Raw genomic sequence first — 23253 nt, forward strand, 5'->3', positions numbered from 1 at the left:
TACCACATCGACCTAACTTTCTATTGAGATTTACGGACGCGTAAGTACCACTCAGACAATAAACGAACTTGTTTTTCAGTATAGCCACGCTCTACCATGCGTTTAACAAACTCATTATGTTTGTTTTTATCTTCACTGGACGATTTCGCACTGAATGAAATAACCGGTAATAGGTCTTCAGTATTGGAAAACATCTTACGCTCGATCACCACTCTGAGTTTTTCATAGCTCAACCAACTTGGATTTTTACCATTGTTATTGGCTTTCGCCCTTAACACAAAGTTCACCACCTCATTACGGAAGTCTTTAGGGTTACTAATACCCGCTGGTTTTTCGATTTTTTCCAACTCATCATTAATAGAAGAACGGTCTAAAATGTCACCGGTTTCTGGGTCACGATATTCTTGATCCTGAATCCAGAAATCGGCATAAATAACATACCGATCAAAAATATTCTGACCGTACTCTGAATAAGACTCTAGGTAAGCGGTTTGGATCTCCTTGCCGATAAATTCCACATAACGTGGTGCTAGGTATTCTTTTAAGGCACGTAAGTATCGGTCATGTCGATCCTGGTCAAATTGTTCTTGCTCAATTTGCTGTTCTAAGACATACATCAGATGCACCGGATTCGCGGCGACCTCTGTTGGATCAAAGTTAAACACTCGAGAAAGGATTTTAAAGGCGAATCGAGTCGACAAGCCGTCCATCCCTTCATTCACTCCCGCTGCGTCTTTGTATTCTTGTAAAGATTTTGCTTTGGGGTCTATGTCTTTCAATGACTCCCCGTCGTAGATGCGCATTTTAGAAAACAAACTGGAGTTTTCAGGTTCTTTGAGACGAGACAGAACCGAGAATTGCGCCAACATTTTTAGCGTATCTGGAGCACATGGGGAATGCTGCAATGAACTGTGCTCAAGCAATTTTTGATAGATATGCATTTCTTCAGTAACACGCGTACAGTAAGGCACCTTGACGGTATACACACGGTCAATAAAGGCTTCGTTAGTTTTATTGTTCTTAAACGTTTGCCACTCAGACTCATTCGAGTGAGCGAGAATCAAACCGTCAAAAGGAATACCGCCCAGCCCTTCTGTACCGTTATAGTTCCCTTCTTGCGTCGCAGTTAACAATGGGTGCAGCACCTTGATTGGTGCCTTAAACATTTCCACGAATTCCATAATACCGCGGTTACCACGACATAAGCCGCCAGAATAGCTGTAAGCGTCGGCGTCATTTTGCTCAAAGTATTCCAATTTACGGATATCTACCTTACCTACCAAGGCTGAAATATCTTGGTTGTTTTCATCACCTGGTTCGGTTTTTGAAATCGCCACTTGATTAAGAGCAGATGGGTAAATTTTTACGACTTTAAACTCTTCAATGTTACCGTTGAACTCTTTTAGCCGCTTAGTCGCCCAAGGTGACATCGCATTTTTCAAATAGCGCTTAGGAATCCCATATTCCTCTTGAAGAATGTCACCGTCTTCATTGACATCAAATAAGGCAAGCGGCGACTCAAAGACTGGAGACCCCTTGATGGCGTAAAATGGTACCGATTGCATAAGCTCTTTTAATTTTTCTGCCAGGGACGATTTACCACCGCCTACAGGCCCTAGCAGGTACAAGACCTGTTTCGACTCCTCCAAACCTTGAGCAGCATGGGTCAAAAACGCCACAATGCGTTCAATGGCTTCTTCCATTCCGTAAAAATGTTCGAACGAAGGGTAACGTTTGATTAGTTTATTAGAAAAGATTCGACTCAACCGAGTATCGCGGGATGTGTCAATCACTTCAGGCTCACCAATCGCCATTAATAGACGTTCGGCTGAGGAAGCAAAAGCAGCAGAATCTTGTTTGCATAATGCGAGATACTCAGCGAGAGACATTTCTTCATCTTTTTGAGCGTCATAGCGAGATTGGACATGGTCAAAAATACTCATTACTGCATCCTCTCATGGTACGTTGTCGCAAGGTTATTGCCGTTAAAATCACGGGCGTTACCTAAATTTTCCGGCAGAAAGAAACTGGGTATGTTTATTAGGTTTAGCATAGTCTCAGCCGTACTCAAGGCTTTTAATGCAAAGTCTCATTTCATAATATCCTCACCAAAACAAGATATTAGGTGAATAAGTGTCTGAAAATTAAGCGCTTTCGATCGTTCAAAATACAATCAAACTAAACAATTCAAAAAACAAAATTCATATTTCTATCTTAAATGCACTTTTTTCCTTGCCATTGCGTTCCCAAAGCTGCATTTATAAAAAAGTAATTTGCCTAACTTTCTCATCAAGCATTCACAAGTCATCAACACTTGTAGTAATTTAACCAGTATTGACTTTTGATTTGATTAGGTAGATTTATGCTGTTTCAATTTGATCAACTCAGCGGCACCGACCGCTATCACTTGATCACCCAAACTGTCACCCCAAGACCGATAGCTTGGATCATGACTCGCAATGAAAATCAGACCTATAACCTTGCCCCCTTTTCTTTCTTTTCTGCGCTTTGCCCCGATCCAGCACTGCTCGTTGTCTCTATTGGCAATAAAAACGCCGAACAGCAAAAAGACACTAAACAAAACCTAATTCGTGAACAGGAATGTGTTTTGCATATTCCCAGTGCAGAACTGGTTGAGGCAGTAAACCTCAGCGCCGCAACCTTAGCTTACGGAGAATCGGAATTAACCAGATCAACACTCTCGTTGACGACTTTCACCACACAGCTACCGCGCATTGCAGACGCCAAAGTTGCGATGCACTGCCGCCTCTATGACATGCATCCTATAGGCTCATCGTCATTCAGTGCCTGTTATTTGGAAATTTTAAGCTTACATGTCGACGACGACATTCTGCGACAAGAAAACGGGCGTAACCTTATCAACAGCGCCCAACTGAACCCGCTAAGCCGTCTTGGTGGAAACGATTACGCACTTATTGGTCAAACACTGACGATCAAACGCCCTGAATAAGAGCCAAAAGAATCGAGGTAATAACGATGGACATAACTGAACAGATACAAGCCATGCCTTTTATGGCTGATATCAGCAAAGACATGCACACCTCATTGCTTGATATTGCGAGCATAAGAAAGCTCAACTCTGGCGAGTTACTGGCTAAGCAGTTTGAAATAGGTCACTCTTTGTATTTTATATTAACCGGAGAAATTGCCATTTCTATCCCTCTCCGAGAACAAGGAAAGTCCTACAATGTTGGCTTAATCAGTGAAAAATACACACCGATTGGCTGGTCCGCGTTCCGCCACCCATCACGCTATGCGACAACCTTTCAAGCGACAAAATCGTCCACGGTACTGGCGCTGCCAATCGTCGCATTGCAAAAACTTTTAGACAGCGATATTGATTTCGCCAATACCTTCTTGCGCTTTATCTACGAGCAATCTCTGCCCGTACTGACAAGCATTCACAACCAAACGCGTCCGTTTTTTTCTAATGAGTCCTTGGCCTTCGAAGAAACCCGCCCGTTTATCAACCCAGACCAACAAACACAGTCACTAAAAGAGTCCTCTGCGTTACTGAATTACGCGCCATTTTGTGAGACCTTCACCCAAACAGAAATCCATGCCTTAGCCAAACAATCTTCTATCTTATTGGCCCACCAAGGGGACATTATTTCTCAACAAGATCAGTATCCTGATGGCCTGTATTTTCTGATCAAAGGCAAAGCGGTCATTAGTTACCAAACTGATACCGGCGATATTATTACCACCCGCTCCATTTCCCGCGCCGGGACTTTGTTAGTCTGGTGTACTCCGGGCAATGAGCTCAAAAACAGAACGTCTATTATTTCTTCCCGAGACAGCAGTATTTTGTTTATCCCAAAAGAAAAACTTTTGTCTCTGTTTGAAAGCATGCCAAAACTGGCGGTCAAATATTTACACCGTTTGATCTGGCTCGTCGGCACTCACCTACTCGCTGCACGCATGCGCTACTTATCTCAAATCGCCAACGACGAAGTATTGGCGGTCAGCAATGTGATTGAACAAAACGCCGCGGTATTACCCGTCAGTTCACCTCTTTATAAAGTCAGTGAGCTACTCAAAAGTGCGATCACCACCGCCTCTGCCTTTGGTGTTCTGTATAAATGCCTACATTTCGGTAGCGTATTAGAAAGAACCATCGCAGGTATGTGCCTGGATATATTAAAAGATTTGCAACGTGAAAATGCCTTCTATCGTCACTTGCAAAAAGCCTATGACAACATCAACAGCTTACCTAAAGACACCCCTGCGTTGGATGTCAGACGCTTTGGCACCGAACAGTTTAAACTCGCTTTTCAACAAGTGCCTTACGTTATTAAAGGACTAGAAAATCTGCCCAAAAAAGCCGGCAGTCTATTTATTTACAACCACCTGTTAGGGTCGCCGACAAATCGCCTGCCGAATGGATTTCGTTTCTCTATCGATGCGCAATTCATTAGCGCCATGATTATCGACAACGAATACGGTATTTCAGGTCAGCGTATTGTTCGCCGCAGTGATGAAAATGAATTCTGGCGTGACGATTACTATGAGCGTTTTGGCAATGTCTTTGTAGATAGCTGGGAAAACCTATGTAAAGGCACCCCAGAATACGCACAGTTCATTCAGCAGTCACAAGACACATTAAGAGAGAACTACCCATTAATGATCTCCCCCGAGGGCATGAGCTATGGCACCCATCAGTCGCCTGGTGCCTTTTTGCCTCACGCGTTTGAATTAGCGGGGTCCATGGGCAGCGACGAACCTTGGATTGTGCCTCTAGCCGTGGCTAACTTTGACCGTCGAGCTGATCATAATATCTATACAGTGGTTATCAAGCCGGCATTCAAATTGTCTGATCGGGTGGATATCCAAGACCCGAAAGCGGTTGCGCACTTCTTAGCTGAATACCAAGAAGAGTATCGTGGCTATGTCAACGAAGCCGTTGAGCTTGCGCGAGAAATCCGCCAGTACCCTATCCTCAGTGGACGTGCGGGTTACCGTTCGAATGTCTTGGGATTAAACCAACTGGATGTCGAGTTTGAATCCGACGTCCGCGAGCTTGAATTCCGCACTGCACATCAGGTTTATAAAGACCGTCCAGTGGCATTTTATGGCTCTTCTACTATGCGTTTATGGCATGATTTTGATGAGCATTTTCACCCTAAAGAAGCCATTAATCTCGGTTTTGGAGGCGCGACATTAGAAGCTTGCGTTTACTATTTTGAACGGATTATCTTGCCTCATAACCCTCGCTCTTTGGTCATTTATGCAGGCGACAATGACATCGGAAATCACTGTGATTGCAATAAGGTCACTGAGCTTTATATCGAGCTGCTGCAAAAAATCGATCGTTATTTACCGGGTATTCCTGTGATGCTGTTAAGCATTAAATGTAGCCCTGCACGACGTGCCATGCGCAGCACTATAGAAAAAGCCAATGCGCAACTTGAGCGCTTGGCGAAAACACGACCTAATACCCGCTACCTAGATCTATTTGCCAACCTACTGGACTCACAAGGTGACATTAAAGACACTCTTTTTGAAGGGGATAAACTGCACCTAAATAGTAAAGCTTACGACATTTGGACTAAGCAGCTAAATCAACAAAAAACGTTCATTTTTGGCTCATAGTGAAAGCATAAAAAAAGAGGTTCAGAAAATGTCTGAACCTCTTTTTTGCACTCATTTTAATTCACTTATCAGCCTAATATCACTTTTAAGGCCAATAAAATAAGCAGACAACCCATACCTCTGTCTACCCACACGCGATGACGACGCAGCCAAGCTAAAAGCGGTCCACCCGCTAGCAATAACGCCACTAAAATATACCAACCACCATCAATGACAACCACAGTTGCCCAGAGCTGAAGCTTTACCAGTGCCGCCATTTCTGCCTGCACATACTGGCTAAACAAAGCCAGAAAAAACAACCCAGCCTTGGGGTTCATCAAAGCAACCAGAAGACCATCACGAGCCGATTCCCAATAAGAGGACTTCAGCGCTACAGTATCAATATCATTCCCTTTACCTGCATAGCGAATTGACTTCACTCCTAACCAAGCCAAATACAAACCACCAGCCACCGATAAGAAATAAAATATAGTAGGATGCTCAGTCACTAATACAGCCAAGCCTTGCATGGTTAATAATGCCCAAAAACCAACGCCTAAGCCGTGTGTAATCGCAGCAACCATGCCATGCAAAGGGGCTTGCGATAAAGTCACTCTTAAAATAACCGCTAAACTTGGCCCAGGAGAAATGGCCCCCATAGTACAAATAGCGGCCAAGGATAACCAAGTGGCAAATTCCATTTAAACTCTCTTATTTTTCAATTTTAATTTATCAAACAAAACATCTATGCTGTAGAAGATTATTTTGCCAGCATTAATTGCTAAATCCTAGATAATTGGGCTACGAGCCTTGACCTTCTATAGCAAAAACGGCAGCATGATAGATAACAACATAGACATTAGATTTTTATAATCATTATGCTTAATACTATCTTATCAAAACACAACGGCGATAAACGTAAGGCTAAGAAGCCCTGCAACGCTGGCGTGTGGATGTAAGATAAAAAATTCCCCGGCAGCATGTCTCGCTGACGGGTTTATCTCCTCTTCAGCGACATGCTTACCCACTTTTAATGAGGCTAGAGTATGTTCCACGGTGCAATTACCGCTTTAATCACCCCTTTTCGTGACGGTCAGCTAGATGAAGACGCGTTGCGTAACATTGTGCGTTGGCAAATAGATCAAGGCATTAATGGTCTTGTGCCTGTCGGCACAACCGGAGAGTCTCCAACATTAAGTGAGCACGAACATAAGCGCGTCATCGAAATCACCGTCGAAGAAACCAACAAGGCCGTTCCTGTATTAGCCGGTGCTGGGTCCAACAACCCTGTCGAAGCGGTGAATTATTCTGAGTTTGCCTATCAAGCAGGGGCCGATGCCACTTTGCATGTTGCTGGCTACTACAATCGCCCAAACCAAACTGGGTTGTACGAGCACTTTAAATACGTTCATGACAACAGCAAATTACCCATTGTGTTATACAATATTCCGCCACGCTCCGTTGTTGGCCTAGAAGTGGACACCCTAGCTCGTCTTGCCGAATTGCCTCGCATTATCGGGGTAAAAGATGCAACGGGAGACCTCACTCGCCCTATTCGTGAACGAGCTCTGGTCAATAAGCCTTTTTGTTTCTTGAGCGGTGACGATGTCACCACAGTTGCCTATAACGTGGGCGGTGGTAATGGCTGTATTTCGGTGTCTTCCAATGTAGCACCAAAACAAGTTGTTGAACTGCAACGCCTGTGTCGTGAGAACAAATTCGCCGAAGCGGCGCAACTGCAAGACAAATTATTCAACCTTCATAGCGCTTTATTTATTGAGCCTAACCCAGCCGGCCCAAAATACGCCATGTCACTTCTGGGTTTATGTTCTGAAGAATGTCGCCTGCCAGTGGTGCCTCTTCAAGACAGTAGCAAAGCGACCATTCGCCAAGCCATGCTTGAGCTTGAACTGATCTAGCTTGCCCCTTTAGAAAGCGACTCTTGTTAGCAAAGCCAGCATGTTTCTCATGCTGGCTTTTTTATACTCAGAAAAAGGCACTTTTCGTCATCAAATATTGCTAAAGTATCTGCTTAGGAAAAGGGGTTCCCCTAGACACTGAACCAAGATAACGTCGATTACATGATGTATTGCAAGGAGAGTTGGATGGCTAAAGTACACTTTGTTGGTGGTGAAAAAGGCGGTGTTGGAAAATCCATGACCGCACGTGTGTTAGCTCAATATTACATTGATCACGAACGTCCTTTTATTGGCTTCGATTGTGATTCTTCCCATGGGACTTTTTCACGTTTTTATCAAGACTACTCTTCACCGATTATTATGGGTGAGGAAGACAGCCTAGATGGCATGTTAGCCGCTATTGAAGCCTACCCTGAAAGAGATCTCATTATTGACCTAGCCGCACAAGCTGCCCAGCCACTTGGCGTCTGGATTGAAGAAACCGACGTTTTTGGTCTGCTCGATGAACTGGGCTATCAAGTCTGTTTATGGCATGTCATGGACGATGGGGCAGACTCAGTCCAATTACTTGAGCAATTACTGGAACGCTATCAGCAGCCTTCTGTGGACTTTATTGTGCTACAAAATTTAGGCAGAGGAACAGACTTCACCCGCTTCAGAAAATCCGATGGCTATCAAACAGCCCTAAAAAGGGACGCTTTGATCCTAGAACTGGCCAAGCTGCAAACCAAGCTAACACAAAAAATTGACTTTAATAACAGCAGCTTTTGGTCAGTGGCTAATGATCGCAGCATCATGAACATTGCAGAGCGTCAGCGCATGAAAGTCTGGCTACGCAAAGTCTATGAGGAGTTCAATAAAATCGGCTAACAGCCTCTTTCTTCAAAAACTAAAAAGCCAAGGATCACACGGTGATCCTTGGCTTTGATAAAACGAACAGCGGCGAAAGAAAAATTATTCCTGCACATCCATGTATTTGTTTGCCCAAACACGGTTTTCTTCTAATGTGGAGTATCGAGTCGACAGCTCAGACGCATTAAGAGTGCCTTCAGCAATGCCTCGTTGTTCGCGCAAGCAATCGTAAGTCGCTTTAATGGCAGCAAAATATGCCGCATGGCCGTTTACAATTATACGCACACCATTACCAGCTAGACGCTCGCGGTCATTTAACTCTGGATTTCCGTAAGAAACCAACATAACAGGGATAGTCAGGTGTTGAGTGATTTGCTCTAAATGATCAAAATCACGAATCCCCACCATACAAATACCATCGACTCCGACCGCTTGATAAGCTTTAACCCGCGTGATCGTCTCTTCAATCGTTAGCTGGCCTGCATTAGTACGAGCAATAATACTCATCGCAGGATCAATTCGCGCATCCAATGCGGCTTTTAATTTGCCAACCGCTTCTTCCAGTGGAATCAAATCCGTTGATTTATGACCGTATTTAGCAGGTAACAAAGTATCTTCAATCGTCAACGCCGCGACACCAGCACGCTCTAGCTCAGTGATGGTACGAATAACGTTCAAAGCGTTTCCGTAACCGTGATCTGCATCCGCAATAATCGGCAAACGCGCCACACGGCCAATACGAGTCGCTTGTTCAGTAAACTCACTTAATGTAATCAATGCAAAATCAGGAGCCGCTAACACCTGAAGAGAGGCAACAGAACCGCCTAAGATACCGACTTCAAAACCAAGGTCTGCAGCAATACGCGCTGACATAGGGTCAAAAGTAGAAGCTGTGTAGTAACATTGATTGCTTGCTAATAAGGCACGAAAGTCATTACGTAGGTCGTGCTGGGAAGGTGTTGCCATGTCTATACTCCTGAAATGTCATTAAATTACATATGACGAATTGGGCGGCATTATACGCCCGTTAGAATTAAGCTTCATTATCAACTAACCTCTTGGTTATGTTTTATAACTGAATGGTTACTATAAGTAGCGTGTATAGTGATGTAATTAGCAAAGGTTTCATCAGCACTTTGTAAAAAATAAGGGTAAGACAATTAAAACCGTAAACAGCACGCTGGTCAGTGCCATAACGCATAAAAAATGGCCAACATAATCGTTGACCATTTAGAATGGTGAGCACAACGCTTAGGACTAGTCTTGGTTAAACTTAGGGATAATATGACGGCCATATTGCGCAATAATTTCTTCTTCATCGCCACTGTCTAAGTAGATATTAAACTGCGTCGTCCCCGCTTCTTCAAGGGCTTTGATTCTGCCAATATGATCTTCCACCGTACCGAGAACACAAAAGCTTTTTACAATGTCTTCGCTGATAAAGTCTAAGAATGGATTATCGCTTTGTCCGTGCTTTGAATAATCATAGCCTCGACGCTTTTCAATATAATCGGTTAAGCTTTTTGGCACCAATCCAGAGTCATTACCGTATTTTTCAACGATATCTGCCACATGATTCCCGACCATAGCGGGGAACCATTTGGTGTGTTCAATACAGTAATCCATGTCGCCAAAATAGGCTGGGGCAGCGGCCTGTACTTTGAAATTCGACATGTCTCGACCTGCTTCTTTTCCCGCACTAAGCGCTTGGTCCTTAAACCATTTAACCAAGTCTGGGTCACCAATTTGCAAAATCAAACCGTCGCCAACCTGACCGGCTGTGGCCAAGGCTTTAGGACCGTATGCGCCAATCCAGACTGGTAAATCATAGCCCGTTGCCCAAGGCAGTTTGACCGGTTCTGGGCATTCGCCATACTCGACTTCTTCACCACGAACCATGGCCTTTACCTTGGTGGTAAATTCAGCCAAGCGAGCTAAGGTGGCCGGCTTCTTGCCCATCACTCGCATGGAAGAATCCCCTCGCCCCAGTCCAATATCAAAACGACCATTACTTTGATGGGCCAAACTTGCGTATAAGCTGGCCGACAATGACCAATCACGGATATTAGGATTGGTCACACAGGGGCCAAAACGCATGGTTTTGGTGTGTTCCATACACATGGCCATTGCTACAAAAGACTCGCGCCACAAAATGTGTGAATCGTAAAACCAGCAATAGTCGAAACCCGCCGCTTCCGCCTGACGAACCAGATTTCGTGCGCGATCTGGGCTAACAAACCCTTTAAAAGTAATACCGAATTCCATGATGTGTTCCTCTTATGCTTTTTTAATCGTTTTTTAGCGCTGACTTTTTCGTTCTGAATGACCCCTTGTGCCCCTGGCGGCGCAGCGAATTGCCGCCCTAGATGGCGTTAATGCTCAGGCGGGCAAATAGCAATACCGGCGTGACTGAAAGGCACATCCTTTGAGATATTCAAGCGAATCAAAATGGGGGTAATGGCTTCTATACAACGGGCACTTTCTGCTAAGCCTGCGTTGTAGGCCTTGGTGCCCATGGACTCTATCAGCCCAATAACAGATTTTTTCGACGCCAAATCATTACCACAAACCAAAATGTCGCAATTAATCGGACGCGATAAATCGTTCAAGGTAATAGCAGACACATTGTGCAGTGCCCCGACCACGGGAATCGACTCGCCCAATACTATTTGCGCGTGTTCAGTTACCGAGCCAGCGGCAGGCATCTCAACGGCCTTCGGATTACCAGGCGCTAATGGCACCACAATATCCACTAAAATTTTTCCCGCTAACAAGGGCTTGAGTGCATCCAAAGTGGCATCATGGGCGCTGTAAGGCACAGACAAGATAACCATACTGTCTGCTGCCTGGGTGGCGGCTTCCATGGATAATCCTGTAATCTCAGCTTGGACGCCACGCTCTGCCAACTGGGCCGTTAACGTTTGGGCCACTTGTTGCGCTTTAGCAGCGTCACGGGAGCCTAATATTACTTGGGTTCCAGCCATCGCGAGACGCAATGCCAGACCTTTCCCCTGGGGGCCTGTACCACCAATAATGGCGACTTTTTCATTCTCTGTGCTCATGCTCTTTCCCTTTTCTTAAAGCCGTCTAAATGGGCCTTTTTGTTATTTAAAAAGATCTTCGCTTTGCGCCCGAATAAGATCCTGGCTGCTGCTCTGAGTAATCGGCCAATCAAGGCCACGAAACACAATGACCGGGGCTTTCGCGCTTTTCTCCATTAATAAACCAGACGCCGCGGCCAACTCATCAGCAAACGCAGGCGCCGTGACACTTAATGGGCGACCAAACGCATCCAACTCACCTTCCATCTTCATCACCGCTGGCACATTAGCCAGTCCAATGGCCACATTGGTTTGACCTAATCGCCATGGGCGACCAAAGGTATCGCTGATGACAATGCCGATTTCACAGGAAAAGTGGCGGCTAAGACGCTGACACAGCCTTTGCGCACTAAGGTCTGGATCTTCCGGCAGTAAAATCAGTTGCCCAGGGTGATCCGCATTGGATTCATCTACGGCAGCATTGGCACAGACATAGCCATTTTTGTGCTCTGCAATCAGCACACCTTCTTGCTGATCTGGGCGTTTAACCGCACGCACAATACGCTTGGATTGGGATAAGATAACCTCCACTTTACGAGCATCTTTATTGACGGTTTTAGCTAACGCCAAGGCATCCGCACTGGGAGTCACTTGAGCTAAGTCGATACAAGCCCCTTCGCTTTTTGACACCACTTTATGGGCAATCACTAAAATATCACCGGCCTTTAATACTTTATCCTGCGCTTCCAAAGTGCAGATAATAGAGCCAGCCAAGTCATCCCCTTGTTGGAAATCTGGCAAGCCTTCAAGGCGAAACATGGTCATAGAATCAGGCATATTGGCGCTCCTTTACTGGCCATTTTCGAGTCGTTTCACACCATGGCAAAAAATGCTCAGCTTGTTGTGTAATGGCCCTATCAAGGTCCTCCCCTTGGTCAATATCTTGTGCTAAATGAGGCAATCTCAGCTGACAAAAAGACAAACCTTGGCGCTTAGCCGCTTGGGCATGTTGTGCCGCCGAATGGAGACCATAATGAAAACCAATGGCATCAGGTGGAGAACTGACAAGAGCATTGGTGCCTCCATCTTTGGCTTGTGCAATGACCACTTGCTGTTGTGTGGCGACGGCAAATAGCAGATCAAATTCTTGTTTATCTAACAAAGAAATATCACTTGGCACTATCACCTGATGAGTAAAGCCTGCTTTTTTTACCCATTGGCATGCCTGCCATAACGCCTCATTTAACCCCTCCTTTCCCTCTTCTCGCAGACCGTGAGCTCCGTAGGACTTAGCTAATGACAAGACAACACAGGACTGACTGATCACCACGACCTGATGTTGCGGAAAATGCTGCTGAAAAAACGCCAGAGTATTGGCATACAAACTGACCGCCAATTGCTGTCGCTCGCTCGCCGACAAACATCCCGCCAAACGCTGCTTGGCACAACTGGGAGATTTCATCGGGATCACAATACATAAGTGCGTCATTAAGCGGCCCTCTGCTTGCGGCGTTGCTGAGCGAAATCCACCGCTCTGGTTAATAAGGCGCATTTGTCTTCACGGGTTTTCATTAGCGTCGGCGTGACCAACACATCCAGCCCCTGATCATGCAACCAAGGCAGATCGCCACGATCTGCTTCATCAATCACCATGGCATCGAGAAAAGAGGAGTAACCTTGATAAATACCTTTCGAATCGGTGCTAAGGCCCATGCTAGCCAACATTTTATCCGCAGGCCCTTTAACCGTTTTACCTGCAATTAAAGGCGAAATAGCCAGCACATAAGCATTACTGTTTTCAATCGCTTGCTGGATCCCTGGGGTTGCTAATATGGCGCCTATACTTACTATTGGGTTACTTGGCGCAATGATAATCAGGTCACTTTTTGCGATCTGAAACAGCGCTTCTGAGGTTGCTCGGGCAATATTTGCCCCCTTGTAGTCCACTTCTAACACTTCAGGTTTGCATTGCTCGCGGACGAAATATTGCTGAAAAGACAACCACCCAGAAGGGGTATTTACTTGTGTTTGCACCACATCATCGGTGGGCAATAAAATCGGCAAGCTCGCCCCGTAACGTTTGGCTAAACGCTGCACAATATGGCTGGCTCGCACCCCTTGCTTACGTAACTCAGTGCGATAAATATGAGTGGCAAGGTCAAGATCCCCCAGCGTCATCCAAGTATCTTGGCCGAGTAAGGATAACTCCTCTAATAAGCGATAAGACTCGTTTTTACGCCCCCAACCTCGCTCCCTATCTATCTGATTACCTAGGGAGTAAATTAAGGTATCTATGTCTGGTGAAACCCATAACCCATGGAATTCTTCGTCATCGGCAATATTCCCAATCACCTGGGTGTTGGCAGCATAAATACTGGCAGCGAGCCCCTCTGCAGCCTTTGCACCGCCCACACCACCGGCGAGCAAAGTAATGGTCAAATCAGACATTAGGCGACTCCTTGAATAGGGATACGCTGCAAACCAGACGTCTCTAATGCAAAGTGTGCAATGGGGTCATAGAAGGTATTTCGCTGGATCGCCTGCAACCCAGCAGAATGAATGTTGGCGACCATATCCGCTGGCATCACCTCTTGTCCGTGGGTGGCGCCAGCGGCACGGGAAATGCTCTCATTCATCAGAGTACCACCAAGATCATTGGCGCCAGAGCGCAACATTTTAGCCGCCACGTCAGGCCCCATCTTGACCCAAGATGCCTGAATATTATCAATATGACCTTGCAGCATTAGCCGTGCAATGGCGTGCATTTTAAAGTGTTCATCTCGGGTTGGACCGGGACGCACTTGCTCTGGGTTATCGTTATACAAACGGGTTTCATAATGGATAAAACCCAATGGTACAAACTCAGTAAAACCGCCGGTTTCTTTTTGGATATCTCGCAATAATTTAAGGTGGTTTGCCCAATGAATCGGCTGATCCACATGGCCATACATAATGGTCGAGGTAGTTTTAACACCTACCGAGTGAGCGGCTTTTACAATGCGTACCCACTCTTCTGTGGTGAGCTTATTTTTGGTCAATTGCTTGCGGATCTCGGTGTCCAAAATCTCTGCCGCTGTGCCTGGCATAGAGCCAAGGCCCAATGCTTTTAACTCCGCTAGAAATACCTCGGGGGTAAGGCGTGCTTTTTTACAGCCGTACCAGATTTCAAAAGGGGAAAAGGCATGAATATGAATTTCAGGCACCCGTTTTTTCACCGCAACAATCAGGTCGCGGTAATAATCCGCATCAATATCTGGGTGCAAACCACCTTGAATACACACTTCTGTAGCACCACGCTCCCAGGCTTCTTGTGCCCTGTCTGCCACTTGCTCAACGCTTAAAAACTCTGCCTCTTTATCACCCTTTTGCTTAGCAAAATTACAAAATCGACAGCCCATATAGCACACATTGGTAAAATTAATATTGCGCGTAATAACATAGCTTCCGGTATTGCCAACCCGTTGCTGTCGCACTTGATCCGCCGTGTCTAACACAGCTTGGGCTTCACTTCCTTGGGTTGCAAACAACACACAAGCATCAGCGACTGACAATTCCTCACCTTGCAAGCATTGCGCTAAAATCCGTTCTACTGGTGTACTGATCGTGTGGTCAATAAAAGTCGATTGACGCATATCTTGATGACTAGGCTGGATAGGATTCATGCTAGAACACCTCCTGACTGATGCGATTTAGGGTAAGCCGATTGCCCAGCTAATAACGCCACTCGATGGGCAAGATCCGGAGTAAGATACGTCTCTTGTTGCTGATAAAAACGATCATAAATCGTTAATCTCTCAGCCAATGAATAACCTAAACCTTGGCAGGCTTGCGCGACGCTGCTGATTTGTGGCCAGGCTCGTTCTGGGTTAATAAAATCTTTAGTTAGGGGGGATATTCCACCAAAATCATTAATACCGGCGTTGATATAACAACCGTATTCCTGCTCTAAATTAGGCGGGGCTTGAATACTAATTTGCGCAGGCAACAGCAAACGAGCAACCGCAATAGTGCGTTTCATATCTTCTAAATCTGGCTCTTGATAAGCCGCCATTAAGGTGCCTTCTTTGGCACGAAAGTTCTGAATGATAACTTCTTGAATATGCCCATAGGTCAGATGGCGTTCTCGAATTGCCAGCAAGCTATGAATGCGATCTTGCCAGCTTTCTCCGATGCCGATGAGGAGGCCTGTGGTAAAAGCGATGTCCAATTTTCCCGCTTGCTCAATCGTATCAAGACGGCGTTTTGGCGTTTTATCGGGGCAGGCATAATGGGCCTGTCCCTTCTTCAGTAAATCATTGGAGACAGTTTCCAGCATCATTCCCATGCTCGCCGCAACCGGCTTAAGCTGTTTTAGCTCAGCAAAAGACAAGGCGCCCGCATTCACATGGGGTAACAATGATGTATTCAAAAGCACGTTCTCACATTGATCATGCAGATAATCTAATGTGCTGCGGTAGCCTAAATTATTGAGTAACTCACGGGCTTTTTGATGCCTCTCTTCTGGCCGCTCTCCTAAACTAAACAAGGCTTCCTTGCACGCTAACTGCTGTCCCTCATAAGCGGTTTTGAACACTTCTGCTGGGGACATGTAATTCGCATAAGGAGAATCAGGCCCCTGCACAAAGGTGCAATAGCCACAGGCATCTCGGCACATATTGGTCAGGGGGATAAACACTTTTTTCGAATAAGTTAACTGTTTCCCCCAGTGTGCATCGCGTATTTTCGCCGCTTGCTGACAAAGAGCATATAAGTCTGGTCCAGTAACAAACTCATAAGAAATAGCTTCAGAAACAGAGATCATATTTACTCCCGGCCAAATATTGAATGTAGTTTTTTACCATTTGGTATAAAAATTAATATCAAGATTTTAAAATAGAGTAAATTGTTTTTTTTAGTGCAGACACGCACCAACAACGAACTTAAAAACTAAAGTTTAGTTAACCTTAAAGTTAACTAAACGGTTAAGATCATGAATGGAAAAGATTTTTATTCTATACAAGAGAACTATGAAAGGTGTTTTTTCAGATTTAATATATAAAAATAATTTAGAAAGAAGGTGAATTATTTTTTTTTGCACCAAGAGCGCGCACCACAAATTCTGTTAGCGCTATTTCAGCCCGTTCGAAATCCTCTTCTTGCAACTGTTTTTTGCCTAACAAAACTTCAATCTGAGTCGAAAAATCCGCATAAGTTTGAGTCGCCGCCCAAATGGTAAAAAACAAATTCTCTGGGTCTATTTCATCAATTAATCCTTTATCTATCCATGACTTAACTAGTTTTATGTCACGCTCAAACTGCGGTTTCAAATGACTAATCAAGTAGTCTTTGAGCACGGGTGCCCCACTGATTATTTCATGAGCGAAGACCTTAGAACCATTAGGATAGAGGCGTGAGATCTGCATTTTTTCACGCACATAACTGCGTATGACTTGTTCTGGTGTATCGCCATGATTCTCTAAAAAAGACAGCTTCTCGATCCAAATATCCAGAATTTCTTCAAGCACCCTCCTATATAGCAAGTCCTTGTTTGGAAAGTAATAAATAAGGTTCTGCTTGGATATTTTAGATATTTCTGCAATGCGCTCCATTGAAGCACCACTAAACCCTTTAGAAGCAAAAACAATTTCTGCTGACCGTAATATACGAGACTCTAAAATCTTTCTATTCACTGATTGTTTAGTATATTTTGGTTTTTTCTCAATCAAAGCTTATCCCTACCTTTATTTGACAACACCTATAAAAATCACTATTTATAATCTTATTTACTTCATTCTAACGTTAAAGTAGCATCGAAAATCACTTAAATTAGTATATCACTTCGATTGCTAATATTAAAAGTTGGCCTGCTAATTGCTTTCTGTAAAGTCTAATACACTTTTTGCCAATCACGAACCAATGATAAATCATTATATTCTTTCTTCTATCGGAAAGAATAAGTGTTTTATTTTGTTTCGATAAGTTTTTTACCTTTTGGTAAAAATAAATGATTTCAAAGAGATACGCTATCTAGGAGAAAAACATGCAAGATCTACGCATTAACGAGCAACGCCTTTGGGACACTCTTATGGAAATGGGTGAAATTGGCGGCACGGAAAAAGGCGGTTGTAATCGCCTTGCAGGTACCGATCTAGACAAGCAATCACGAGATATTTTTGTGGCTTGGTGTAAAGCGTGCGGTTGTGAAATAAGCATAGACAAGATTGGCAATATCTTTGCTCGCCGACCAGGACTTAATAATGATTTGCCTGCCGTTGGCACGGGCAGCCATCTCGACACCCAGCCAACCGGTGGAAAATTCGATGGCGTTTTTGGCGTTCTTTCTGGGGTTGAAGTGCTGCGCACATTACATGAAAACAACATAGAAACCCCAACGCCAATGGAGTTTTCAGTTTGGACCAATGAGGAAGGCTCTCGCTTTCAGCCTGCGATGCAAGGATCTGGAACTTATGTTGGTCGCTTTGACCTAGAAACCGAGCTTAACAAAACAGATGTTAATGGTATCCGCCTAGGGGACGAATTAGCCCGCATAGGTTATTTAGGCGACATGGAATTGGGCAGCCGCAATATGGGGGCTTTCTTTGAAGCTCATATAGAGCAAGGCCCTATTCTTGAAGATGAGAAAAAAGCCATTGGTATTGTGCGCCTAGGTCAAGGGATTCGTTGGTACAACATTGAAGTCGTCGGACGCCCTTCTCATTCTGGTACCACTCCAATGCACCTACGCAAAGACGCCATGCTCGCTGCTGCTGCTATCGTAACTGAAATGAAAGCCATTGCCGACCGACATGAAAACGGTTTGGGAACCGTCGGCTTTATGCAGGTTTGGCCAAACTCTCGCAACACCATCCCAGGTAATGTGAAATTCAGTGCCGACCTACGCAACCCACGGCCAGATGTCCTATTAACTATGCATGAAGAGCTCCTAGCCTTTGCTGAAAAAATTGCTGAGGAACACGGTTTAGACGTCAACATTGATCCTTTTTGGTATTTCGCCCCTGTTGAGTTTAATGCTTCTGATGATGTCAAAGCCGCCACTGAAAAGCTTGGCTACAGTCACATGGATATTTATGCCGGGGCTGGCCATGACGCTTGCTATATGGCAGACCTAGTACCTACTGGCATGATATTTACTCCTTGTTTAAATGGTATTAGCCATAATGAAGCTGAATACAGCTCCCCTGAAGAATGTGCAGCCGGTGCTAATGTCTTGCTACATACTATGCTTGAAGCCAGTGAGCGGATTGCCAAACAGCACCAGGCTTAACGTCATAATAAGGGCTGTGCAAGTGACAGCCTGACCAAGATTAAAATAATAACAATACGTTAGCGATAATGACTTGACACTGATAATCACAAAAGAAGAGGTGAAGCATGACCAGTAAATCTGTCCAACAAGGTGAGTTTTACGAACTCGAGGTCGACAGCGACCTTAAGCAAAGTAGCGCGTATAACGATGATTTAGCGCCTACAAAAGTACATGAACGCACATGGAATAAATGGAATATCACCGCATTATGGGTCGGCATGGCAATCTGTGTGCCCACCTATACTTTAGGCGGTGTATTAACGGCGTACTTTGGTTTGTCCGTTATGGAGGCGTTACTCACCATTTTAGTCGCTAACGTCGTGCTGTTATTTCCGTTAACCTTAAATGCTTATCCTGGAACGAAGTTTGGTATCCCTTTTCCAGTCTTATTACGCTCTTCTTTTGGTATTGTCGGCTCTAATATTCCCTGTTTAATTCGTGGCCTAGTCGCCTGTGGTTGGTTCGGCATTCAAACTATGTTTGGTGGCCTCGCCATTCATTTATTTTTGTCCGCCGTGTCTTCTAGCTGGGCAAGCTTAGGCGGAGTTGGCGAAGTCATTGGTTTCTTCATCTTTTGGTCATTAAATATGTATGTGGTGATCCGAGGGGCTGAGTCAATAAAATGGCTTGAAACTCTGTCTGCGCCCTTGCTATTGATCGTAAGTATTGGCCTGATGATTTGGGCTGGCGGTAAAGTCTCCTTTACTGACATTCTTGCAACGCCCGCTAATCGACCTGAAGAGGCTGGTTTTTGGGGCTATTTCTTCGGTGGTTTAACCGCCATGGTCGGTTTTTGGGCCACCCTATCATTGAATATCCCTGACTTTAGCCGCTATGCTAAATCCCAAAAAGACCAAGTATTGGGGCAAATTATAGGCTTACCTATAACGATGTTTTTCTTTGCGGCCTTAGGCGTGGTGTTAACGGCGGCGTCGTCAACGCTGGTGGGGGAAACCATTTCCGACCCTATCTCTCTGATTGGCAAAATAGACAGCCCATTTTGGGTCGCCATTGCCATGGTATTGATCATCATCGCCACCCTATCCACCAATACCGCAGCCAATGTCGTGTCACCCACCAACGATTTCCAAAACATTGCCCCTAAATACATTAACCACACTCGCGGAGCCTTATTGACCGGCTTTGTTGGTATTGCTCTGATGAGTTGGGAGCTATTGAAAAAGATGGGCTGGTTAGAATCTGATGTGAGTGTCGAAAGCATGTATTCCAACTGGCTGTTAGGCTACTCCAGCTTATTGGGTCCGATTGCCGGCATCATGATAGTGGATTACTTCTTAATCAAACGACAACACCTAGATTTGGTTGCACTTTACACGCCAAATAGCCTTTACCCAACGTTTAACAGTGCAGGTCTTACCGCGTTTGCGGTACCTGTCGCCATTACCTTGATTGCCCTCAATGTATCTGCCCTTAGCTGGTTTTACAGCTACGGTTGGTTCACTGGCGCTTTTACTGGCGCCTTGGTGTATTTCATTATTGCGAAGCTACAGACCTCCTCCGTTGGTCAGGCTGAGGCCTTGTCACCTTAACAAATCTTCAGCACAGACTAACCTGTATTTGCCCACCACTGGAGCTCACTCGTGTTCCGGTGGTAGTGCTCTCGATGATTAACAAAAATGATAACAACACAAAACAGAGGACGACGTTATGAGCCTATTCATCAAAGGGGGGACCATAGTCACCCACGAGGAAACCTATCAAGCTGATATTGTCTGCGTGAATAATAAGATAGTCGAAATTGGCCAACAGTTAACACCACCAGAAAACGCGACGCTAATTGATGCCAGCGATAAACTTATTATGCCCGGTGGTATTGATCCCCATACCCATATGCAGCTGCCTTTTATGGGCACAGTCGCGAAGGATGATTTTGCCTCTGGTACTCGAGCTGCTCTGGCAGGTGGCACCACGAGCATAATAGACTTTGTCATTCCCAACCCCCAACAATCCCTACTGGAGGCCTACCAGCAGTGGCGGGAATGGGCGAAAAAAGCCCACTCAAATTATACTTTTCATGTTGCCATAACTTGGTGGGATGAAAGCGTTGCACAAGAGATGGAAACCCTGGTTAAGCAACACGGCGTCAACAGCTTTAAACATTTTATGGCGTACAAAAACGCGATTATGGCCACCGATGATATTCTCGTAGCAAGTTTCACAAAATGCCTTGAATTAGGGGCCTTACCCACGGTCCACGCAGAAAATGGCGAACTGGTTTATCATCTGCAGAATTCATTAATGGAACAAGGCATCACAGGACCAGAAGCACATCCTTTATCCCGCCCCTCTTCGGTTGAAGGAGAAGCGGCGAATCGTGCCATTAGCATTGCGAACACCCTAGGTGCTCCTCTGTATTTAGTACATGTTTCTACCGAAGAAGCGGTGGATGCGATCCGCTATGCTAAAGACCACGGCTACACCGTATTTGGGGAAGTGTTGGCCGGACACTTAACGGTCAATGACAGTGTTTACCAAAACCCTGATTGGGCAACTGCCGCCGCCCATGTAATGAGCCCACCATTTCGCCCAAAACATCACCAAGATGCCCTATGGAAAGGTGTGCAAGGGGGGACACTGCAAACTACCGCCACTGACCATTGCGCCTTTTGCAGTGAACAAAAAGCCATGGGCAAAGACAACTTCACACAAATTCCAAATGGCACAGCTGGGGTCGAAGAGCGTATGATGGTGTTATGGGAAAAAGGCGTTAATGAAGGCAAAATCACCCCGAATGAGTTTGTCGCTCTGACCTCTACGAATACCGCTAAGATCTTTAATATTTACCCAAATAAGGGATGTGTGCGGGTTGGCGCAGATGCCGATCTCGTCATCTGGAACCCGAATGCACAAAAAACCCTATCGGCTAAAACACATCAATCCAATATTGAACACAGTATTTTTGAGGGTATGACGATTCATGGCATTCCAGAAACCACTATTTGTAACGGTAAATTAGCCTGGCATCAAGGAAACTTAATTGCCCAGTCAGGTGATGGTAAATACATTGATCGCCCCACTTATGCTCCCTTTTATGAAGCACTGAAAAAGCGCCAACAAAGAGCAAAACCCGAGGCAGTACAGCGCTAAAGATTCAACTTTGTGATGTGTTTGATGAACATCAGAAAAAAAGGGCACAATGATGTGCCCTTTTAGCTTTTAATCTGTCTGGTCCTGAAATATATCGCCTACGCTTTATTTAAACACTGTGCTGCCACTGCGCTGCTTGCTTAAGCGCAGTTTTCAATAATGGCCACTGCAATAAGCTTTGTTGATATTTTCCAGCATCACCCGATAAATAAATGCCGTATTGCTGCAATCGACAAGCTAAAATCGCGTAACAAGCATCAACTGCACCGGGTGTAGCGAACATAAATGGCCCCTCTGCTTGCGCAAAGATAGCTTCCACTCGCAACAGTTCTTGCTGCAAGTCATCAGGTATTGTTTGAAATGGTGTTGCTCCTGACGAACGAAAAGGACACTGTTGGCGCAATCGACTAAAACCCGAATGCATCTCAGCACATAAACTACGAGCAACCGCCCTGTCCTCTAATGAAGGGGGGTATAAAGCCCCTTTTGTCAGTTCATTAAGAAATTCTATAATCGCAAGCGAGTCATGCACGACTAGTGAACCGGAGGTTAACACTGGCACCAATCCGGATGGAGAATAGTGATTCAGCCTCGTCTTATGATCGGCTACAGAAAGATCAATAACAACTTCAGTCAACTCTATATTCACTAATTTGGCGCACAGCCAAACGCGTAATGACCATGTCGACTCCATTCCAACCACAAGCTCCATAAAACGCTCCTTTTTATTATTCGCTGAAGGCCTTTGCTGTATCGGCTTGCTTCAATATACTCGTCTTCTGTTACCTCTGTGAATAGCCAACGGCATTAAAATACTAGGGCAGCGGATGGTTAAAGCGCCTCTGACACTTGTTTCGATATCGGGTCTAGCACTTTCTGGAACCAAGTTTTTGCCAGTGTTTGCACTAACTTTGGGTAGCCACTCTGAGCCAATTTTTCACTTACCATAAAGCTTTTATCACGCATAATTTGCCCACTTGCTGAGAACAATGTCCAGCGCCCAGAGACATGCACTCGCCCCTCTAAGTCCCCATAAAAGGCATCTACTTCTATACTCAGTTTGAGCAGGTCGTTCATCTTAGAGTGATTTCCTCGATACCAATCGGTCAGTGGTAAGCGCTGCATAAAGCCCTGCATGGTCAAACGATTCAATTGCGCGGATAAGGGCTCCGCCCATAAATTTTGTTGCGAGCGATACACTTCTCCTTGCTTAGACAACAAGACAATCTCACTGCCCGCCAAATAGTCGGCCACCTGGATAGGCAGCAGCTGAATATTGACCTCTGTACGCGCATCATCAATCACCACTTTAGGTGTATTATCCATCAGCAGGTATTCACTGCTGGTCAGTGGAGTGTTGGCGCAACCTAACAATAGCCACGCCAACCCACCTATCATCAGAGCCTTTACAGTGTTACTTTTCATTTTCATTTCC

20 protein-coding genes are annotated in these 23253 nt (G+C 45.1%); 7 read left to right on the top strand and 13 right to left on the bottom strand.

Annotated features, from left to right (window positions below; genetic code table 11):
* Positions 1–20: 20 nt before the first annotated feature.
* Positions 21–1943 carry a PrkA family serine protein kinase gene (locus tag DFP81_RS07530; RefSeq protein WP_115897163.1) on the bottom strand — a complete coding sequence of 641 codons (1923 nt, stop codon included), beginning with the start codon at positions 1941–1943 and terminating at the stop codon, positions 21–23.
* A 419-nt stretch (positions 1944–2362) separates the two neighbouring features.
* Here DFP81_RS07530 and DFP81_RS07535 point away from each other — a divergent pair, with 419 nt between their 5' ends.
* Positions 2363–2971, top strand: a complete 609-nt coding sequence (locus tag DFP81_RS07535; protein ID WP_115897164.1) for a flavin reductase family protein — start codon at positions 2363–2365, stop codon at positions 2969–2971.
* 26 nt (positions 2972–2997) lie between these two features.
* Entirely contained in the window at positions 2998–5613 is a 2616-nt protein-coding gene (locus tag DFP81_RS07540) for a cyclic nucleotide-binding domain-containing protein (RefSeq protein WP_115897165.1), read from the top strand.
* Between the two features lie 68 nt (positions 5614–5681).
* Here the strand turns inward: DFP81_RS07540 and DFP81_RS07545 are convergent, their stop codons facing one another.
* A complete protein-coding gene (locus tag DFP81_RS07545; RefSeq protein ID WP_115897166.1) occupies positions 5682–6293 on the bottom strand; it encodes a LysE family translocator in 612 nt (203 codons plus the stop codon).
* A gap of 345 nt (positions 6294–6638) precedes the next feature.
* Between DFP81_RS07545 and dapA the strand changes: the two genes are divergently transcribed.
* Both dapA and DFP81_RS07555 read left to right on the top strand, forming a co-directional pair.
* Positions 6639–7511 (top strand): 4-hydroxy-tetrahydrodipicolinate synthase, encoded by an 873-nt coding sequence (dapA, locus tag DFP81_RS07550; protein WP_115897167.1) that lies wholly within the window; start codon positions 6639–6641, stop codon positions 7509–7511.
* A gap of 186 nt (positions 7512–7697) precedes the next feature.
* Positions 7698–8381: a P-loop NTPase family protein gene (locus tag DFP81_RS07555; protein ID WP_115897168.1), complete on the top strand. Its 684-nt coding sequence runs from the start codon at positions 7698–7700 to the stop codon at positions 8379–8381.
* Positions 8382–8465: 84 nt separating this feature from the next.
* Here DFP81_RS07555 and DFP81_RS07560 read toward each other — a convergent pair whose 3' ends face one another.
* The 9 genes from DFP81_RS07560 to DFP81_RS07600 form a co-directional block, all read right to left on the bottom strand.
* Complete coding sequence (locus DFP81_RS07560) at positions 8466–9329, bottom strand: isocitrate lyase/PEP mutase family protein (protein ID WP_115897169.1); 864 nt, start codon at positions 9327–9329, stop codon at positions 8466–8468.
* 291 nt (positions 9330–9620) lie between these two features.
* Positions 9621–10628, bottom strand: coding sequence for a TIGR03842 family LLM class F420-dependent oxidoreductase (locus tag DFP81_RS07565; RefSeq protein WP_115897170.1), 1008 nt, complete (start codon positions 10626–10628; stop codon positions 9621–9623).
* Positions 10629–10735: 107 nt separating this feature from the next.
* The gene (gene npdG, locus DFP81_RS07570) at positions 10736–11425 is read right to left on the bottom strand and encodes an NADPH-dependent F420 reductase (RefSeq protein WP_115897171.1); all 690 of its coding nucleotides are present in this window, start codon (positions 11423–11425) and stop codon (positions 10736–10738) included.
* Positions 11426–11467: 42 nt separating this feature from the next.
* The gene (gene cofE, locus DFP81_RS07575) at positions 11468–12241 is read right to left on the bottom strand and encodes a coenzyme F420-0:L-glutamate ligase (RefSeq protein ID WP_115897172.1); all 774 of its coding nucleotides are present in this window, start codon (positions 12239–12241) and stop codon (positions 11468–11470) included.
* A complete protein-coding gene (gene cofC / locus DFP81_RS07580; protein ID WP_181903055.1) occupies positions 12234–12893 on the bottom strand; it encodes a 2-phospho-L-lactate guanylyltransferase in 660 nt (219 codons plus the stop codon). The genes cofE and cofC overlap by 8 nt, the downstream gene beginning before the upstream one ends.
* Positions 12893–13852, bottom strand: coding sequence for a 2-phospho-L-lactate transferase (gene cofD / locus DFP81_RS07585; RefSeq protein WP_115897174.1), 960 nt, complete (start codon positions 13850–13852; stop codon positions 12893–12895). Before cofD ends, cofC begins: the two co-directional genes overlap by 1 nt.
* Positions 13852–15066, bottom strand: a complete 1215-nt coding sequence (gene cofH / locus DFP81_RS07590; RefSeq protein ID WP_220342867.1) for a 5-amino-6-(D-ribitylamino)uracil--L-tyrosine 4-hydroxyphenyl transferase CofH — start codon at positions 15064–15066, stop codon at positions 13852–13854. Before cofH ends, cofD begins: the two co-directional genes overlap by 1 nt.
* Positions 15063–16205 carry a 7,8-didemethyl-8-hydroxy-5-deazariboflavin synthase CofG gene (gene cofG, locus DFP81_RS07595; RefSeq protein WP_115897175.1) on the bottom strand — a complete coding sequence of 381 codons (1143 nt, stop codon included), beginning with the start codon at positions 16203–16205 and terminating at the stop codon, positions 15063–15065. Before cofG ends, cofH begins: the two co-directional genes overlap by 4 nt.
* 244 nt (positions 16206–16449) lie before the next feature.
* Positions 16450–17109, bottom strand: coding sequence for a TetR/AcrR family transcriptional regulator (locus tag DFP81_RS07600; RefSeq protein WP_115897176.1), 660 nt, complete (start codon positions 17107–17109; stop codon positions 16450–16452).
* Between the two features lie 314 nt (positions 17110–17423).
* On the opposite strand from DFP81_RS07600, the gene DFP81_RS07605 reads away from it, so the two are divergent.
* The 3 genes from DFP81_RS07605 (at position 17424) to hydA (ending at position 21818) form a co-directional block, all read left to right on the top strand.
* Positions 17424–18668 (top strand): Zn-dependent hydrolase, encoded by a 1245-nt coding sequence (locus tag DFP81_RS07605; protein WP_115897177.1) that lies wholly within the window; start codon positions 17424–17426, stop codon positions 18666–18668.
* Between the two features lie 107 nt (positions 18669–18775).
* Complete coding sequence (locus DFP81_RS07610) at positions 18776–20260, top strand: NCS1 family nucleobase:cation symporter-1 (protein WP_115897178.1); 1485 nt, start codon at positions 18776–18778, stop codon at positions 20258–20260.
* A gap of 118 nt (positions 20261–20378) precedes the next feature.
* Positions 20379–21818 (top strand): dihydropyrimidinase, encoded by a 1440-nt coding sequence (gene hydA / locus DFP81_RS07615; protein ID WP_115897179.1) that lies wholly within the window; start codon positions 20379–20381, stop codon positions 21816–21818.
* Positions 21819–21927: 109 nt separating this feature from the next.
* Here hydA and DFP81_RS07620 read toward each other — a convergent pair whose 3' ends face one another.
* Both DFP81_RS07620 and DFP81_RS07625 read right to left on the bottom strand, forming a co-directional pair.
* A complete protein-coding gene (locus tag DFP81_RS07620; protein WP_115897180.1) occupies positions 21928–22530 on the bottom strand; it encodes a glutathione S-transferase N-terminal domain-containing protein in 603 nt (200 codons plus the stop codon).
* Positions 22531–22649: 119 nt separating this feature from the next.
* The gene (locus DFP81_RS07625; RefSeq protein ID WP_181903056.1) at positions 22650–23243 is read right to left on the bottom strand and encodes a PqiC family protein; all 594 of its coding nucleotides are present in this window, start codon (positions 23241–23243) and stop codon (positions 22650–22652) included.
* Between the last annotated feature and the right edge of the window lie 10 nt (positions 23244–23253).

The organism is Marinomonas pollencensis (genome assembly GCF_003387375.1).
Lineage (GTDB): Bacteria > Pseudomonadota > Gammaproteobacteria > Pseudomonadales > Marinomonadaceae > Marinomonas > Marinomonas pollencensis.

Coding starts and splice junctions, on each gene's coding strand:
- DFP81_RS07530 (WP_115897163.1), bottom strand. CDS start 1,943: ATGAGTATTTTTGACCATGTCCAATCTCGCTATGACGCTCAAAAAGAT.
- DFP81_RS07535 (WP_115897164.1), top strand. CDS start 2,363: ATGCTGTTTCAATTTGATCAACTCAGCGGCACCGACCGCTATCACTTG.
- DFP81_RS07540 (WP_115897165.1), top strand. CDS start 2,998: ATGGACATAACTGAACAGATACAAGCCATGCCTTTTATGGCTGATATC.
- DFP81_RS07545 (WP_115897166.1), bottom strand. CDS start 6,293: ATGGAATTTGCCACTTGGTTATCCTTGGCCGCTATTTGTACTATGGGG.
- dapA (WP_115897167.1), top strand. CDS start 6,639: ATGTTCCACGGTGCAATTACCGCTTTAATCACCCCTTTTCGTGACGGT.
- DFP81_RS07555 (WP_115897168.1), top strand. CDS start 7,698: ATGGCTAAAGTACACTTTGTTGGTGGTGAAAAAGGCGGTGTTGGAAAA.
- DFP81_RS07560 (WP_115897169.1), bottom strand. CDS start 9,329: ATGGCAACACCTTCCCAGCACGACCTACGTAATGACTTTCGTGCCTTA.
- DFP81_RS07565 (WP_115897170.1), bottom strand. CDS start 10,628: ATGGAATTCGGTATTACTTTTAAAGGGTTTGTTAGCCCAGATCGCGCA.
- npdG (WP_115897171.1), bottom strand. CDS start 11,425: ATGAGCACAGAGAATGAAAAAGTCGCCATTATTGGTGGTACAGGCCCC.
- cofE (WP_115897172.1), bottom strand. CDS start 12,241: ATGCCTGATTCTATGACCATGTTTCGCCTTGAAGGCTTGCCAGATTTC.
- cofC (WP_181903055.1), bottom strand. CDS start 12,893: ATGACGCACTTATGTATTGTGATCCCGATGAAATCTCCCAGTTGTGCC.
- cofD (WP_115897174.1), bottom strand. CDS start 13,852: ATGTCTGATTTGACCATTACTTTGCTCGCCGGTGGTGTGGGCGGTGCA.
- cofH (WP_220342867.1), bottom strand. CDS start 15,066: ATGAATCCTATCCAGCCTAGTCATCAAGATATGCGTCAATCGACTTTT.
- cofG (WP_115897175.1), bottom strand. CDS start 16,205: ATGATCTCTGTTTCTGAAGCTATTTCTTATGAGTTTGTTACTGGACCA.
- DFP81_RS07605 (WP_115897177.1), top strand. CDS start 17,424: ATGCAAGATCTACGCATTAACGAGCAACGCCTTTGGGACACTCTTATG.
- DFP81_RS07610 (WP_115897178.1), top strand. CDS start 18,776: ATGACCAGTAAATCTGTCCAACAAGGTGAGTTTTACGAACTCGAGGTC.
- hydA (WP_115897179.1), top strand. CDS start 20,379: ATGAGCCTATTCATCAAAGGGGGGACCATAGTCACCCACGAGGAAACC.
- DFP81_RS07620 (WP_115897180.1), bottom strand. CDS start 22,530: ATGGAGCTTGTGGTTGGAATGGAGTCGACATGGTCATTACGCGTTTGG.
- DFP81_RS07625 (WP_181903056.1), bottom strand. CDS start 23,243: ATGAAAAGTAACACTGTAAAGGCTCTGATGATAGGTGGGTTGGCGTGG.